The organism is Nocardia sp. NPDC058640 (assembly GCF_042716995.1).
GTDB lineage: Bacteria > Actinomycetota > Actinomycetes > Mycobacteriales > Mycobacteriaceae > Nocardia.
The window spans coordinates 18,620-32,207 of sequence record NZ_JBHXRG010000047.1 but is presented as its reverse complement, the minus strand read 5'-3'; the positions used below and the strand labels follow the sequence as shown (position 1 = coordinate 32,207).

The 13,588-nt window shown below is 67.3% G+C and carries 16 protein-coding genes; 7 read left to right on the top strand and 9 right to left on the bottom strand.

The window, feature by feature from the left end; translation table 11 throughout:
• Positions 1 to 180 precede the first annotated feature (180 nt).
• Together rph and rdgB are read left to right on the top strand one after the other, a co-directional pair.
• The gene (rph, locus tag ACFWU5_RS27955) at positions 181 to 945 is read left to right on the top strand and encodes a ribonuclease PH (protein ID WP_379247506.1); all 765 of its coding nucleotides are present in this window, start codon (positions 181 to 183) and stop codon (positions 943 to 945) included.
• Positions 946 to 947: 2 nt separating this feature from the next.
• The gene (gene rdgB / locus ACFWU5_RS27950; RefSeq protein ID WP_379247508.1) at positions 948 to 1,553 is read left to right on the top strand and encodes an RdgB/HAM1 family non-canonical purine NTP pyrophosphatase; all 606 of its coding nucleotides are present in this window, start codon (positions 948 to 950) and stop codon (positions 1,551 to 1,553) included.
• A 151-nt stretch (positions 1,554 to 1,704) separates the two neighbouring features.
• On the opposite strand, the gene ACFWU5_RS27945 is transcribed toward rdgB, so the two are convergent.
• From ACFWU5_RS27945 to ACFWU5_RS27935, 3 genes are read right to left on the bottom strand one after another with little or no spacing between them, the layout of a single operon-like run.
• The gene (locus ACFWU5_RS27945; protein WP_379247510.1) at positions 1,705 to 2,094 is read right to left on the bottom strand and encodes a DUF3817 domain-containing protein; all 390 of its coding nucleotides are present in this window, start codon (positions 2,092 to 2,094) and stop codon (positions 1,705 to 1,707) included.
• Positions 2,091 to 2,519 (bottom strand): transcriptional regulator, encoded by a 429-nt coding sequence (locus ACFWU5_RS27940; RefSeq protein ID WP_379269848.1) that lies wholly within the window; start codon positions 2,517 to 2,519, stop codon positions 2,091 to 2,093. Before ACFWU5_RS27940 ends, ACFWU5_RS27945 begins: the two co-directional genes overlap by 4 nt.
• Before the next feature lie 21 nt (positions 2,520 to 2,540).
• Positions 2,541 to 3,575 (bottom strand): GlxA family transcriptional regulator, encoded by a 1,035-nt coding sequence (locus ACFWU5_RS27935; RefSeq protein WP_379269847.1) that lies wholly within the window; start codon positions 3,573 to 3,575, stop codon positions 2,541 to 2,543.
• A 102-nt stretch (positions 3,576 to 3,677) separates the two neighbouring features.
• On the opposite strand from ACFWU5_RS27935, the gene ACFWU5_RS27930 reads away from it, so the two are divergent.
• Positions 3,678 to 4,607 carry an NADP-dependent oxidoreductase gene (locus ACFWU5_RS27930; RefSeq protein WP_379269846.1) on the top strand — a complete coding sequence of 310 codons (930 nt, stop codon included), beginning with the start codon at positions 3,678 to 3,680 and terminating at the stop codon, positions 4,605 to 4,607.
• Position 4,608: 1 nt separating this feature from the next.
• Here the strand turns inward: ACFWU5_RS27930 and ACFWU5_RS27925 are convergent, their stop codons facing one another.
• From ACFWU5_RS27925 to ACFWU5_RS27915, 3 genes are all read right to left on the bottom strand, one after another.
• Positions 4,609 to 5,484 (bottom strand): oxidoreductase, encoded by an 876-nt coding sequence (locus ACFWU5_RS27925; protein ID WP_379269845.1) that lies wholly within the window; start codon positions 5,482 to 5,484, stop codon positions 4,609 to 4,611.
• Positions 5,485 to 5,522: 38 nt separating this feature from the next.
• Positions 5,523 to 6,440, bottom strand: a complete 918-nt coding sequence (locus tag ACFWU5_RS27920; protein WP_379269844.1) for an RNA polymerase sigma factor RpoD/SigA — start codon at positions 6,438 to 6,440, stop codon at positions 5,523 to 5,525.
• A gap of 80 nt (positions 6,441 to 6,520) precedes the next feature.
• Positions 6,521 to 6,778: a hypothetical protein gene (locus ACFWU5_RS27915; RefSeq protein WP_379269843.1), complete on the bottom strand. Its 258-nt coding sequence runs from the start codon at positions 6,776 to 6,778 to the stop codon at positions 6,521 to 6,523.
• Positions 6,779 to 6,885: 107 nt separating this feature from the next.
• On the opposite strand from ACFWU5_RS27915, the gene ACFWU5_RS27910 reads away from it, so the two are divergent.
• The 4 genes from ACFWU5_RS27910 (at position 6,886) to ACFWU5_RS27895 (ending at position 11,674) form a co-directional block, all read left to right on the top strand.
• Positions 6,886 to 7,512, top strand: coding sequence for a TetR/AcrR family transcriptional regulator (locus ACFWU5_RS27910; protein ID WP_379269842.1), 627 nt, complete (start codon positions 6,886 to 6,888; stop codon positions 7,510 to 7,512).
• Positions 7,513 to 7,618: 106 nt separating this feature from the next.
• The gene (locus ACFWU5_RS27905) at positions 7,619 to 9,610 is read left to right on the top strand and encodes an MDR family MFS transporter (RefSeq protein ID WP_379269841.1); all 1,992 of its coding nucleotides are present in this window, start codon (positions 7,619 to 7,621) and stop codon (positions 9,608 to 9,610) included.
• A gap of 82 nt (positions 9,611 to 9,692) precedes the next feature.
• Positions 9,693 to 10,334: a helix-turn-helix transcriptional regulator gene (locus ACFWU5_RS27900; RefSeq protein ID WP_379269839.1), complete on the top strand. Its 642-nt coding sequence runs from the start codon at positions 9,693 to 9,695 to the stop codon at positions 10,332 to 10,334.
• A gap of 146 nt (positions 10,335 to 10,480) precedes the next feature.
• Entirely contained in the window at positions 10,481 to 11,674 is a 1,194-nt protein-coding gene (locus ACFWU5_RS27895) for an FAD-dependent oxidoreductase (protein WP_379269838.1), read from the top strand.
• Between the two features lie 28 nt (positions 11,675 to 11,702).
• Here the strand turns inward: ACFWU5_RS27895 and ACFWU5_RS27890 are convergent, their stop codons facing one another.
• The 3 genes from ACFWU5_RS27890 to ACFWU5_RS27880 are packed head-to-tail and all read right to left on the bottom strand — an operon-like array spanning position 11,703 to position 13,458.
• On the bottom strand, positions 11,703 to 12,386 hold the full coding sequence (locus tag ACFWU5_RS27890) for a phosphatase PAP2 family protein (protein WP_379269836.1): 684 nt from the start codon (positions 12,384 to 12,386) through the stop codon (positions 11,703 to 11,705).
• A gap of 26 nt (positions 12,387 to 12,412) precedes the next feature.
• Positions 12,413 to 12,637: a hypothetical protein gene (locus tag ACFWU5_RS27885; RefSeq protein ID WP_379269834.1), complete on the bottom strand. Its 225-nt coding sequence runs from the start codon at positions 12,635 to 12,637 to the stop codon at positions 12,413 to 12,415.
• A gap of 35 nt (positions 12,638 to 12,672) precedes the next feature.
• Positions 12,673 to 13,458 (bottom strand): HNH endonuclease family protein, encoded by a 786-nt coding sequence (locus ACFWU5_RS27880; protein ID WP_379247531.1) that lies wholly within the window; start codon positions 13,456 to 13,458, stop codon positions 12,673 to 12,675.
• Between the last annotated feature and the right edge of the window lie 130 nt (positions 13,459 to 13,588).

The window sequence follows — 13,588 nt, the reverse complement described above, 5'->3', positions numbered from 1 at the left end:
CAGGCTGGAGGCTTCGCCTCGGACGCAACGGCGGCTAACTCGCGGCCGGGCCGCTACGGCCACTGCGTGGCCGCTGCTCCCTATGGGTCGCAGGTGTGGGCTGGGTGTGTGCAGGCATGTGGATTTGGGGTGTTCGGTGTGGCTGGATGTGGTGTGGGAGGAACCAGCTAGTGTGGCGCTGTGTCTAGACGAGCTGACGGTAGGGCGGATGACGAACTCCGCGACGTGAAGATCACTCGGGGTTTCACTGCGCATCCGGCGGGGTCGGTACTGGTGGAATTCGGGCAGACGCGGGTGATGTGTACCGCGAGCGTGACCGAGGGGGTGCCGCCGTGGCGCCGGGATTCGGGGTTGGGGTGGTTGACCGCGGAGTACGCGATGCTGCCCGCCGCCACGCACACCCGCAGTGGGCGCGAGTCGGTGAAGGGCAAGGTCGGTGGGCGCACGCAGGAGATCAGCAGGCTGATCGGGCGTTCGCTGCGGGCCTGCATCGACCTGGCCGCGCTGGGCGAGAACACCATCGCACTGGACTGCGACGTGCTGCAGGCCGACGGTGGCACCCGCACCGCCGCGATCACCGGTGCCTACGTGGCCCTGTGCGATGCGGTGACGTACCTGGCCGCCGCGGGCAAACTGGCTGACCCGCAACCTATTTCGTGCATGATCGCCGCGGTCAGCGTCGGCGTGGTCGACGGTCGTGTGCGCTTGGACCTGCCCTACGAGGAGGATTCGCGCGCCGAGGTCGACATGAACGTGGTCGCCACCGACACCGGCACCCTGGTCGAGATCCAGGGCACCGGCGAGGGCGCGACGTTCCCCCGGTCGACCCTGGACAGAATGCTGGACTCGGCGTTCCTGGGTGCGGACCAGCTGTTCGCGATCCAGAAGGCGGCGCTGGCGCTGCCGTACCCGGGTGTGCTGCCCGAGCCGTCGGCGAAGAAGTAGTCGTGGCTGTGCGCGTGCTGGTGGCCAGCCGAAATGCCAAGAAGCTGAACGAACTTCGCCGGATCCTCGACGAAGCCGGCGTCGCCGGAATCGAATTGGTGAGTCTGAACGAGGTGCCGCCCTACGAGGAGGCCCCCGAAACCGGCGCCACCTTCGAGGAGAACGCGATTGCCAAGGCCCGCGACGGTGCCGTCGCCACCGGAATGCCCTGCGTGGCAGACGATTCCGGTGTCGAGGTCGACGCACTCAACGGCATGCCGGGCGTGCTGTCGGCCCGCTGGGCAGGCGGCCACGGCGACGACGCGGCGAACAACACCTTGCTGCTGGCCCAACTCGGCGATGTCCCCGACGACCGTCGCGGCGCCCGCTTCGTGTCCACCTGCGCGCTGGTCCTGCCCGACGGCACCACCACGGTCGTGCGCGGCGAATGGCCGGGCACCATCGCCCGCGAACCCCACGGCGACGGCGGTTTCGGCTACGACCCGCTGTTCATCCCCGAGGGCGGCACCACCTCCGCCGCCGAACTCACCCCCGCCGAAAAGGACGCCGCCTCCCACCGAGGCCGCGCCCTGACCCAGCTCATCCCCGCCCTGGCCGCACTGGGCTGACATCGAATCAAGATCACCAGGCTTTGGTGCAGATTTCTACTCGGCCGATGTTTGCGTGATTGCCTGGTGATCGCGTGTCCAGCACGGTGACCGCACAACGAAAGCGCCGCCGCCCCGAATAATCCGGAGCGGCGGCGCTTTTCGTCGGGGTCTACAGCCCGAACTGCTGCTTCACAGCCTTGGCATTGAGGTGTTCGGCGTAGAACGACAGGAACGGAATGGTGCCGGCCAGCGCCGTGAGCACCGTCCGCTTCGGCTGCCAACGGACCTTGATCGCGAGGTCGATGGTCAACGCCAGGTACACCATGTAGAACACGCCGTGCGCCTGGCCGATGTAGAAGAACCAGGCCGGTGCCTCGTTCTTGTCGTCCAGGATCAGGTACTTGTAGATCAGTTCACCGGTCAGCACGAGCAGCCACACACCGGTGATCCAGGCCAGCACCCGGTAGCGGGTGAGCGCGGTGCGGATCTTGTCGCGGCCTGCCGCACCGGCGGGCGGTGTCGGTGCGGTGGTCGCGGTGTGGTCTTCGGAGGTGGTCACCCGGCGTTCCTCTCGGGGGAGTGCAAGCCGGCGGTGCGGACCTGCGCATCGATGTCGTTGGCGTGTAGTTGCGCCAGGTACTGGTTGTAAGCCGCGGTTTCCGGGTCGTCGGCGGGCGCGGCTTTTGGCCGTTCGGGCAGAATCCCCGGGGGGATCTCGCGCGCGGCCTCGACCTTGTCGGGGCGGGGAGCGACAGGCTGTTCGGCCTCGCGTTCCAACCGCACGAACCGCACATAGGCGAACACCGCGAACCCGGCGAACAGCGGCCATTGCAGCGCGTAGCCGAGGTTCTGCCCCGTCCCGGTCCCCGATTCGAACCGTTCCCACTGCCACCAGGCCAGCGCCAGACACCCCGATGCGACAAGCACAACCAGCGCGATCAGGGCCGGACGATTATGCGCCGGGCGAGGAGGTGGAGCGGACACGCGCTCCACGGTACCCGCCTACTACAGCGCCCGTAGGACCAGGTCGCGGCGGGCGGGGGCCGCAGCGGCGGGCGTCACAGCCGGGTCGTTCCGGAAGGTTTGGCGGTAGGCGGTGGGGGAGACGCCGATGGTGTTGGCGAGGTGTTGGCGCAGCGACGTGGCGGTGCCCAGGCCCGCGTCGGCGGCGACCCGGTCGATCGGCAGGTCGGTGGCTTCGAGCAGGTGGCGGGCGTGGTCGACGCGTTGCTGGGTGAGCCACTGGCCGGGTGGCAGGCCGGTTTCCTCGCGGAAGCGGCGGCAGAAGGTGCGCACGCTCATCCGCGCGTGGGCGGCGAGTTCGGTGAGCGGGAGCGGGCGGTCGAGGTGGTTCAGCGCCCAGGCCCGAGTGGCGGCGGTGGTCGCGGCGGTGGGTTCGGGAATCGGACGGTCGATGAACTGGGCCTGGCCGCCGTCGCGCCACGGCGGCACGATGCACAGGCGAGCGACCCGATTGGCGACCACACTGCCGTGATCGCGACGCAGCAGATGCAGGCACGCGTCGATCCCGGCGGCACTGCCCGCGGCGGTGATGATGCGGCCCTCGTCGACGAACAGGACGTCGGCGTCCATTCTGACCTGCGGGAACAGGCTGCGGAACCGATCGGCCTGCTTCCAGTGCGTGGTGGCGGGGCGGTCGTCGAGGAGGCCGAGGGCGGCGAGGACGAAGGCGGCGGTGCAGATCGACACGATCCGGGTCTCGGGCCGCACGCGGGCCAGTGCCCGAGCCAGGTCGGCGGGCATCCACTCCGATTCCGGCGCGTCACACGCGGAGAACGGCGGGATCACCACGGTGTCGGCTTCCTCGAGCGCGCTGCTGTCGAATCCGACGGCGATGGTGAAGTCGGCGTTCGTCGTCACCGGCGCACCGTCGAGGCTGCAGGTGCGCACGTCGTAGAGCGCGGCACCGCCGGAGTCGGTCGCCGTGCCGAAGATCCGGGCCGGAATCCCCAGTTCGAACGGATAGACCCCGTCCAGTGCCAGAACCACCACGCGATGCATGGCAAGATTCTTGCACATATTGGCCTTCTTGCCACTCGCCGCCGCCTCGCGGGCCGGGCATCGTTGTCCGCACATCGCCGGTTCCCCTCGAAACGGCGTGCGACACAAGGAGAACGAGTCATGCGGGCAATCGGTCAGGACATCTTCGGCGGACCCGAGGTACTGCGGGTGGTCGAGGTCGACAAGCCGACACCGGGACCGTCGGAAGTACTGGTCCGGGTCCACGCGGCCGGGGTGAACCCGACCGATTCCTGGCATCGCGGCAGCGGTGGGCTGTTCGGCAAGATGGTCCGGCTGGGCTGGGATGTGTCCGGCGTGGTCGAGGCGGTCGGTGTCGGTGTGACACTGTTCGCTCCCGGCGACGAGGTGTTCGGCATGCCGCGCCTGCCGTACGCGGCGGGCACCTACGCCGAGTACGTCACCGCACCGGCCCGTCATCTCGCACATAAGCCGACGAACCTCACCCATATCGAGGCGGGCGCGCTGGCACTCGTCGCGCTCACCGCCTGGCAAGCACTCGTCGACACCGCCGATGTGCAGCCGGGCCAGCGGGTGCTGATCCACGCGGCCGCGGGCGGGGTCGGCCATGTCGCGGTGCAGATCGCCAAGGCGCGCGGCGCGTACGTGCTCGCCACGGCACGCGCCGACAACCACGACTTCGTCCGCGAACTCGGCGCCGACGAGGTAATCGACTACACCACTACAGATTTCGAAGACGCGGCCCGCGATATCGACGTGGTCGTCGACACCGTCGGCGGCGAATACGGCCCGCGCTCGCTGCGAACCCTGCGCCCCGGCGGCATCATCGTCTCACTGGCCTCCCCGGCCGAAGCGGCGTTGGTCGACGAGGCAGGCCCACTCGGCGTGCGCGCGGGCTTCATGATCGTCGAGCCCGACAACGGCGGCCTGCGCGCCATCACAGAGTTGGTCGAAGCGGGTGCGCTGCGACCCCACGTCGAAACCGTCCTGCCGCTGGAACTCGTGCGCAAGGCCCACGAGATCAGCGACAATCAGCGCACCCGCGGCAAGATCGTGCTCACCGTGGCATGAATCAGAACTTGTAGCTGATCCCGGTCATCCGCTCGGATTCCTCCCACAGCCTGCGCAGCAGTTCGGGATCGCGCGAGATCTTGGTCGACGGGCAGGCTTCCACCGGACCCTGCGACTGCATCCACTTGTTCGGTCCCCAGTACACGGTGGGGTCGGCGTCGGGTTCGGTGGCCGCGAACAGGGTGGAGTGGGCGGCCTTGGCGGGTGCGTGGCCGATGAGTTTGATGAACGGCTTGCTGACCAGGTCCAGCGGAGTCTCGGTGCGGGCGAACAGATCCGTCGCCGAGACGCCGGGGTGCACAGCGTAGGACTTCTTCGCCGAACCGGCCTCGGTGAGCCTGCGCTGCAGTTCGCGGCCGAACATCAGGTTGGCCAGCTTGGCCTGGGCGTAGGCGAGATTGCGCTGGTAGCGGCGGTTTTCGTAGTTCAGGTCGTCGATCCACAGTTTGGGCGTCTGCTTGTGCGCGATGCTGGCGATCGACACCACCCGGTCACGCACGCGGTCCAGCAGCAGCCCGGTGAGCGCGAAGTGACCGAGGTGGTTGACGCCAAACTGGGTCTCGAAGCCGTCGGCGGTGCGCGAGAACGGGACGTTCATCAGACCCGCGTTGTTGATCAGCACATCGAATTCGCCCTGCTGTGAGGCGAATTCGCGCACGGAAGCCAGGTCGGCCAGGTCGAGCGCGGCCACGCGCACGTCGCCGTCGATGGCGTCGGCGATCGGCTGAGCTTTGCTCGCGTTGCGGCAGGCCATGATCACCGTCGCACCCCTGGCGGCCAGCACCTTGGTGGTTTCGGCACCGAGGCCGCCGTTGGCCCCGGTGATCACGAACGTGCGCCCGGACTGGTCCGCGATGTCAGTTGGTTTCCATGCCATGCACCCGATCTTACTCTGGAGTAAGTTCGGGTGTAAGGTCAGCCCAGCAATCCGCTCAGCGTACGGGCGCAGGCGGGTTTGCGCAGTTTGGTCATGGCCTTCGCCTCGATCTGCCGCGCCCGCTCACGCGAGAAGCCCAGCGCCGTCCCCACCTCCTCCAAAGTGCGGCCTTCACCGCGGTCTAGGCCGAAACGCAGTCGGATGACAGCGGATTCGCGTTCGGTCAGCACTTTCAGCGCTTCCTCGACATAGCCGCCGAGCATCTGCTCGGCTACCACGTCGGCGGGCGCGGGCCCGGTGTCGGGCAGCAGCGAACCCAGATCGGTGTCCTCGCCGATGGGCGCGTGCAGCGACACCGGCTCGGCTTCGTGCCGCAACACCGCCTCGACCTGCGCGACCGTGAGCGCCGCGCCCGCCGCCAGCTCCTCCGTGGTGGCCGCGCGCCCCAACTGATGCGCCAACTCGCGCCGCACCCGAATCACCCGGTGCAGCACATCGGCCACATTCGAGGGCAACCGAATCGCGCGCCCCTGATCGGTGAGCGCGCGCCCGATCGACTGCCGAATCCAGTACGTCGCATACGTGGACAACTTGAGCCCGCGCTCGTGATCGAACTTCTCCACCGCGCGCATCAACCCGACCGTGCCCTCCTGGATCAGATCCAGCAGTGACATCCCGGTATTGGTCGGGAACCGCCGCGCGATCGACACGACCAGCCGCAGATTCGCCCGCACCATCTGATCTTTCGCACGCAGGCCGTCGAGTTCGGTGCGGCGCAACAGTTCTCGTCGCCAAGGTGTGAGTTCTGCTCCCGCCGTGTCGATTTCAGCACGTGCGGCAACACCGGCGGCGATGCGCGTGCCGAGGGCGTACTCCTGCTCGGCGGTCAGCAGGGGAGTGCGGCCGATGGTGGACAGGTAGTCGCGAATGGGATCGGTGGACACGGTGGTGGTCAAGAGAACTCCCGTTCGAAGTGCGGCCGGAGGTGGTGACCGGTGGGGCGAGGGCGCGCCCCACCGGTCGGGAATCGCAGTGACTACTTGCCGGGAATCCGGATCGGACGGCGGACGGCCGAGGACCGGGTCTGTGAACCGCGAATGGCCGAGCCGGTGCCGCGTCGGCGCTGTGCGGGGAACGGCGCTTCGGTGCGTCGTGCCGCTCGGGACCGGCGGGGTTCGGTCTCGCGGACCACGTTGTCGAGTGCGTTGCGCGTGAATCGGGCCATATCGGCTGCTCCTTCGAGGGTGGAACGGGTGCTGAGGGGGCTTGCGGCGATATCGGTTCCGTGCGGCATGCGCTGTCTCCTTCGATCGTGTCGCTGGCGGCGACGAACACAAACTTAGAACCAACCTAAAAATATGTCAAGAACAATTTTGGGACGAGTTCAGATATGCTGCTGACATGACCACGCAACAGGGGCTTCGCGCCAGGAAGAAGCAGCAGACCAGGGAACACATCTCCGACCGGGCCACCGAACTGTTCCTGGCGCGGGGGTTCGACCGTGTGACCATCGCCGAGGTCGCGCAGGCCGCGGACGTGGCCAAGATGACCGTCACCAACTACTTCCCCCGCAAGGAAGATCTCGCCCTCGACCTAGGGGAGGTCTACGTCGACCAGCTCGCCGCGGTCGTGCGGGAACGCGAGCCGGGCCAGTCGGCGTTGGCTGCGCTGCGGCACGCCTACCTGACGGCGGTCGCGGCGCACAGCATGCTCATCGGTTTCAGCGGAGAACCGTTCGCCAGGATGATCGCCGACAGCCCCGCGCTCACCGCACGCGTGCGCGAGTTCCACGACGACCGCGAGGTGGCATTGGCGAAAACGTTGGCTGCGGAGACGGGCGCCGACGACATCACCCCCCGGGTCGCCGCGGCTCAACTCGCCGGCGTCGAACGGGTCTTGTTCGACGAAGTCACCCGTCGCACTCTCGCCGGTGAATCCAACGACGCGATCGCCGCCGCGCTGTTCCGCGATGCCCGCGTAGCCTTCGACGCGCTAGAGCCGGGCTTGGGAAGTTACGCCGTGCGTTGAGATATCGGTCCGGTTGCTGCCGTGTCACTGGAACCCCACAGCAGCAAGGAAAGCCCATACTGAGCCAATGCCGGATGGTGTTGCTGCAGACAAGCCAGTCGAGCCGATGAGCAAGACGAAGATCAACCTCGTCTTCGCGACCGTGACGCTGGGCATGCTCATGTCCGCGCTCGACCAGACCATCGTGTCGGCCGCGCTGCCCTCGATCGTGGCCGATCTGGGCAGCGCCGGGCACATGGCCTGGGTGGTGACCTCGTATCTGCTGGCCGAGGCCGTCGCGACCGTGCTCGCGGGCAAACTCGGTGACCTGTTCGGCCGCAAACTGCTGTTCCAGCTCAGCGGCGTCATCTTCATCGCGGGTTCGGCGCTGGCCGGTGTCGCCAACAGCATGCTCGTGCTGATCGTGGCGCGCGGCATCCAGGGCATCGGCGCGGGCGGGCTGATGGTGACCTCGATGGCGTTGATCGCCGACACGATTCCGCTGCGCGAACGCGGCAAGTACCAGGGTGCGCTGGGCGCGGTGTTCGGCGTGACCACCGTGGTCGGGCCGACGCTGGGCGGCCTGTTCACCGACCATGCGAGCTGGCGCTGGTGCTTCTACGTGAACGTGCCGATCGCGATCATCATGGTGGTGATGGCCGCGCGCACGCTGCCGCATCTGCGCTCGGTCGCCCGTCCGGTGATCGACTACCTGGGCATCGGTCTGGTCGCGCTCGGCGTCTCCGCGCTCATCCTGGGCCTGGAGTTCGGCGGCAACGAATTCCCGTGGGGCTCTTGGCAGATCATCGGTTTGTTCGTGCTCGCCGCGGTGCTGATCACCGGGTTCGTGCTGGTGGAGAACCGGGCGAAGGAGCCGATGCTGCCGATGCGGTTGTTCAGCAGCCGGGTGTTCACGGTGTCGTCGGTGCTCAGTTTCATCGTCGGTTTCGCGATGCTCGGCTCGATGACGTACCTGCCTGCCTACCTGCAGTACGTCGACGGCGAGTCGGCCACGAGTTCGGGTGTGCGCACGTTACCGCTGGTGGTCGGCCTGTTCATCACCTCGATCTTCTCCGGTCAGGTCGTGGGCAAGACCGGCCGGTACCGGTATTTCCCGGTCGTGGGCATGGCGGTGATGGCGGTGGGTCTGGGTTTGATGTCCACGATGGGGCACGACACGAGCGTGTGGCTGGAATCGCTGTACATGCTCATTCTCGGCGCGGGTCTGGGCCTATCGATGCAGGTGCTCACCATCGTCGTGCAGAACACCGTGCCCTACGCAGACCTCGGCACCGCCACGTCGGGCGTCACGTTCTTCCGCACGCTGGGCAGCGCCTTCGGCACCGCGGTGTTCGGCACGCTGTACACCAACGAGAGCAAGCCCGCCCTGGAACAGGCGTTGAAACAGGCACACGGCGTCCCACCCGAGGCCGTCGCGAACCCGAAACTGCTGCGCGAACTGCCGCACGAGCAGGCCGCGCCCATCATCGACGCCTACGCGCACTCGATCGACCACGTGTTCCGCTGGGTCGTGCCGGTGGCCCTGGTCGGTTTCGTCGTGTCCTGGTTCCTGCCGCAGGTGCGGCTGCGCGACAGCTCCCGGCACGGCGCCGGCGATGTCGGCGAGGGCTTCTCGGTGCCCGATTCGCACGACCGCGTGGTGCAACTGGAACGCTCGGTGGCCACCACCGTGCGTAAGGCCAGGGCCGAGAAGCCGATCATCCCCGAACTCATCGCGGCCTCGGGCAGCACGCTGAGCCCGGACGCGGCATGGGCGTTGGGCCAGGTGTACCTGTACTCCAAGGAGGGCATCCAGGCCACCGTGCACGCCATCGCCTACCGCCACCAACTGCCGGTGGAAGTGCTGTCCCCGGTGTTCCGCCAGGCCACCGACGCGGGCCTGCTCCACGACGACGGCGGCACCCTGACCCTCACCGACAACGGCACCACCGAGGTCGACAAGCTGCGCGTCGGCTGGCGCAAGTGGCTCGGTGACCGCCTCGACGACTGGAATTCCGAAGACCCCACCGACCGCGCCCTGCTCGACGAGGCCCTGTCGAAGATCGCCGCCAAACTACTGGACCAGGGCGCTGATAGCAGCGAGGTATCGAAAACCTGAACCCCGCCGTCCACCGCACTGGACAGGTCTTGCCGCCGAAATACTCGTAGACGTATATTCGTAGACGAGTAAGGAGGCGGTGGTGGCTACCAAGCGCAAGGTGAACAACCTGTTGGCGCTCGCCGTGCTGTCGGTGATCGTGCAGCGACCGATGCACCGCTACGAGATCGCCGCCACGCTGCGCGCGCACGGCAAAGACCGTGACATGGACATCAAGTGGGGCTCGCTCTACACCGTCGTCCAGAACATGGAGAAGGCCGGATTTCTCGAGGTCATCGGCAGTGAACGCGACGGCGCCCGCCCCGAGCGGGTGATCTACCGGATCACCGACGCCGGCCGCGTCGAGATGGCGGACTGGACCCGTGAACTGCTCGCCGCACCCGAGCCCGAACATCACCGGTTCACCGCCGGCCTGTCGATTCTGGCGGTGCTGCCGCCCGACGAGGTGATCGAGCTGCTCGGCATGCGCATCGAGACGCTGACGCAGGTCATCGCGACGACCAGGGCGGAGCTCGACCAGGTGAAGGGCACGCTGGCGCGGCTGTTCGTCGTCGAATCCGAATACGGCCTGGCGATGCTGGAAGCCGAAGCGAACTGGGCCAGGTCCCTGCGTGACGAACTCGCCGCGGGCACCTTCGAGGGTCTCGAGTCCTGGCGGCAGTGGCATGTCGACGGCATGCCACCCGAACAGATTCCCGAACTCGGCGAGAGGAGCGACGACTAGCTCGAGCAGCAAGACCCCGGACCCGGTGGCGTGCGGCAACACCCCACCGAGCCCGAGAAACCGTCCCGAAACCAGGCGCACCCGGCCCCGAGGCTGGCTACCACAGGATAGCTGGGTGACGCCGACAGCAGATCTGGAGATCACCCATGTCCACCACCCGTTCCGCCCTGATAATCGGCGGCGGCATCGCCGGACCCGTTACCGCTACCGCCCTGCGTAAAGCAGGCATCGATGCCCACGTCTACGAGGCCTATTCGGGTCCGTCCGAGGGCATCGGCTCCGGGCTCGCGCTCGCACCCAACGGCCTCGCCGCGCTCGACCTCATCGGCGCCGGTGACGCGGTGCGCGCGATCGCGCTGCCCGTCGCCCAGATGCGCCTGCGAGTCGGCGCCCGCGAACACGTCCTGCCCGACCTCGCCGATCAGCCGCCACTACAGGCTGTCGATCGCGGCGAACTACACCGCACCCTGCACGATCACGCGGTCGCCGCGGGCGTGCCGTTCAGCTACGACAAACGGCTGACCCACGTCGACGAACACCCCGACGGTGTCACCGCGCACTTCACCGACGGCTCCACCGCCACCGCCGACATCCTCGTGGGCGCCGACGGAATCCGTTCCACCGTAAGAACTTTGATCGACCCGAATGCACCCGGACCCGACTACACCGGCATGCTCGGCTTCGGCGCACAGGTCGACTGCGACCTCGACCTGCCCGACGACACCATGGTGTTCGCCTTCGGCGCCAACGCCTACTACCTGTACTGGAAACTCGCCGACGGCGGCGCGATGTGGGGCGCGAATCTGCCCAGCAAGCAATACTTCTCGCTCACCGAGGCCCGCGCCCTCCCTGCGGAGCACTGGCTGAAGATCCTGCGCCAGACCTACGCCCCGGACTCTCCCGGCGCCGAATTCGCCCGTCGCACAACGGCGGACAACCTCGAGATCACGGGCGCGCTGCACATCATGGGGCCGGTACCGCACTGGTATCGCGATCGGCTGGTGCTGGTGGGTGACTCGGTGCACGCGCCGTCCAACAGTTCGGGTCAGGGCGCCTCACTGGCGATCGAAAGCGGCGTGCAACTCGCGCGCTGCCTGCGCGATATCGCCGCGCCCACCGAGGCCTTCGCGACCTATGAACGGTTGCGCCGGGCCCGTGTGGAAGGCATCGCGGCCCGTGCGGCGAAGATCAATCACAGCAAGACACCGGGCCCGTTCGCCCGCAAGATCATGAACGCGATGATGCCGCTCATGGTCAAAACGGTGATGAACCCGGAGAAGACCATGGGTGCCGAACGCCGCTACCGCATCGACTGGGACGCGCCGGTCCAGGCCGCCTGACCACAGCGGCCCTCGGCGACGGGGGCCGCTACCGTCCGACCACGGTCCGCACGCGCGTGAAGGCCGTGACACACAGCACCAACCACAGCAGCCCGATGATCCACCCCGCGAGCACATCGGTGGTCCAGTGCACGCCCAGATAGATCCGCGACAACCCGACAGCGACCGGGAAGACGATCGCGAACGCGGTCACCGCCACCCGCGCCCACCTCCGCTGGATGAGCGGCACCAGCACGATCGCCACGATGCCGACCACCACCGTCGAACCGAGCGTGTGCCCCGACGGATAGGACAGGCTGGGTTCGAAGACCAGCCGGGACGCTTCGGGCGGACGCTGCCGGCCGACGAGCCGTTTGATCACCCACACCAGCACGCCCGCACCCAGCGATGTGAAAGCCACGAGCGCGGCGACCGGCAGATCGCGCCGCAGCACGAACCAGCTGATGACGATCGCCGCGAGAATCACCATCGACAGCGTGTCGCCCAGGTCGGTGATCACCGTGGCGATGCTGGTGAGCGGTTCGCCACGATGGGCGATCATCCAGTCCAGCACCCGGGTGTCCGCCCAGGTGACACCGCTGGTGACCTCCCAGGTGAGGACCGTGATCAGCACCGCCGCGGTCGCGATCAGGGCGAGCACGTGCGGGGTCCGGCGGCACAGCGCGGACCAGGCGACCTCGTGGGGCGATGATTGGCGAGAGGCAGTCGGCATAACTACCAGATTGCCAGCTCCGGAAATCAGGCCTCGAAAACGACCGTGTTCCCGGCGACATCACGGGTGCCCGCGACCTTCTTGATCGCTTTCACCAGATCCGCGACACATTCCCACGTCCGCGGTGGCTCGCACTCGATGTTGCCGATCGTGTACCAGCTGTCGGTGCCGCGATAGCGGACCAGGCCCTGGCCCGCGTCGTCGAGCATCACGTCGAGCTCGCCCGACACCGTCCCTTCCTCTTCGGTCATGACGGAACTGTCGGCGGTGATCTCGATGATGTCGCTTATTTGAACTCTCCTCGGCGGAGGCAGTCATCGACTGCGGTGCGCAACGCGGCGTGCTCGGCGGAATCGACGGTCAGGGCGTATTTTACCTTCACCTTGACGTAGTGCTCCACATAGGCGCACCGAAAGTTGCCCGGCGGCAAGTAGTTCGCGGGATCCTGATCACCCTTGGAACGGTTGGCCGACGGGTCGGCGGCGACCAGGTTCAGCGCGTCGTTGGCGATGCGACGGCGGGTGTCCTCGTCACGGTCGGCGGCACCGGAACGCCACGCTTCGGCAAGGGCCACAATGTGTTCGGCGTCGACCTTGGACGGATCGGTGATGAACTTGTACGGCCCGAGCTCACCGGTCTTCTTGTCGATGAAGCCGTAGTGGTCCTGCCAGCCACCGCCCGCGGCCACCTTCAGGTCACAGGTCTTGGCGTCCAGGGTCACCTTGCCGTTGGCGTCGCGCAGCATCATCACTTCGCGGCTGGTGCATTTGGCGTACTGGGCCAGGTCGCCGATGAAGCCGTGTTCGGGCTTGTTGGTGTCCCAGTGCGGGAACTTCTCGCGCGTGTAGCCCGCCATCGGACCTTCGGGCGCGACCACCAGCGTGCCGACCAGATCGCCGACTTCCTTACCCGACACCGTCGCCGCACCCGCCGAACCGGGACCGGGCGCGGTGGGACTCACCTTGTCCAACAACGTATTCGCGACCGTCACCACCACGGCGATGAGCACCGCGCCGAGCACGGCGAGCAGGGCCTTTCCCGCAGGAGAGCCACTGATCGAGGACCACTTCATGCCCGTACCACCCACACGCTTCGTCGAAAAATGAACCGGCACAACCTAACGGCCACACCGGGTGTCGTCTGTGATTGTCCGCTATGAGGTCGCGCACAGCACAGCCGGCACGAACCGATTGCGGCGCAAT

Bases quoted from the DNA above. Each gene is read 5' to 3' on its own strand.
- ACFWU5_RS27910 (WP_379269842.1), top strand. From the start codon at position 6,886: ATGACCACGCAACAGGGGCTTCGCGCCAGGAAGAAGCAGCAGACCAGG.
- ACFWU5_RS27930 (WP_379269846.1), top strand. From the start codon at position 3,678: ATGCGGGCAATCGGTCAGGACATCTTCGGCGGACCCGAGGTACTGCGG.
- ACFWU5_RS27905 (WP_379269841.1), top strand. From the start codon at position 7,619: ATGAGCAAGACGAAGATCAACCTCGTCTTCGCGACCGTGACGCTGGGC.
- ACFWU5_RS27895 (WP_379269838.1), top strand. From the start codon at position 10,481: ATGTCCACCACCCGTTCCGCCCTGATAATCGGCGGCGGCATCGCCGGA.
- ACFWU5_RS27915 (WP_379269843.1), bottom strand. From the start codon at position 6,778: ATGCCGCACGGAACCGATATCGCCGCAAGCCCCCTCAGCACCCGTTCC.
- ACFWU5_RS27890 (WP_379269836.1), bottom strand. From the start codon at position 12,386: ATGCCGACTGCCTCTCGCCAATCATCGCCCCACGAGGTCGCCTGGTCC.
- ACFWU5_RS27925 (WP_379269845.1), bottom strand. From the start codon at position 5,484: ATGGCATGGAAACCAACTGACATCGCGGACCAGTCCGGGCGCACGTTC.
- ACFWU5_RS27885 (WP_379269834.1), bottom strand. From the start codon at position 12,637: ATGACCGAAGAGGAAGGGACGGTGTCGGGCGAGCTCGACGTGATGCTC.
- ACFWU5_RS27935 (WP_379269847.1), bottom strand. From the start codon at position 3,575: ATGTGCAAGAATCTTGCCATGCATCGCGTGGTGGTTCTGGCACTGGAC.
- ACFWU5_RS27880 (WP_379247531.1), bottom strand. From the start codon at position 13,458: ATGAAGTGGTCCTCGATCAGTGGCTCTCCTGCGGGAAAGGCCCTGCTC.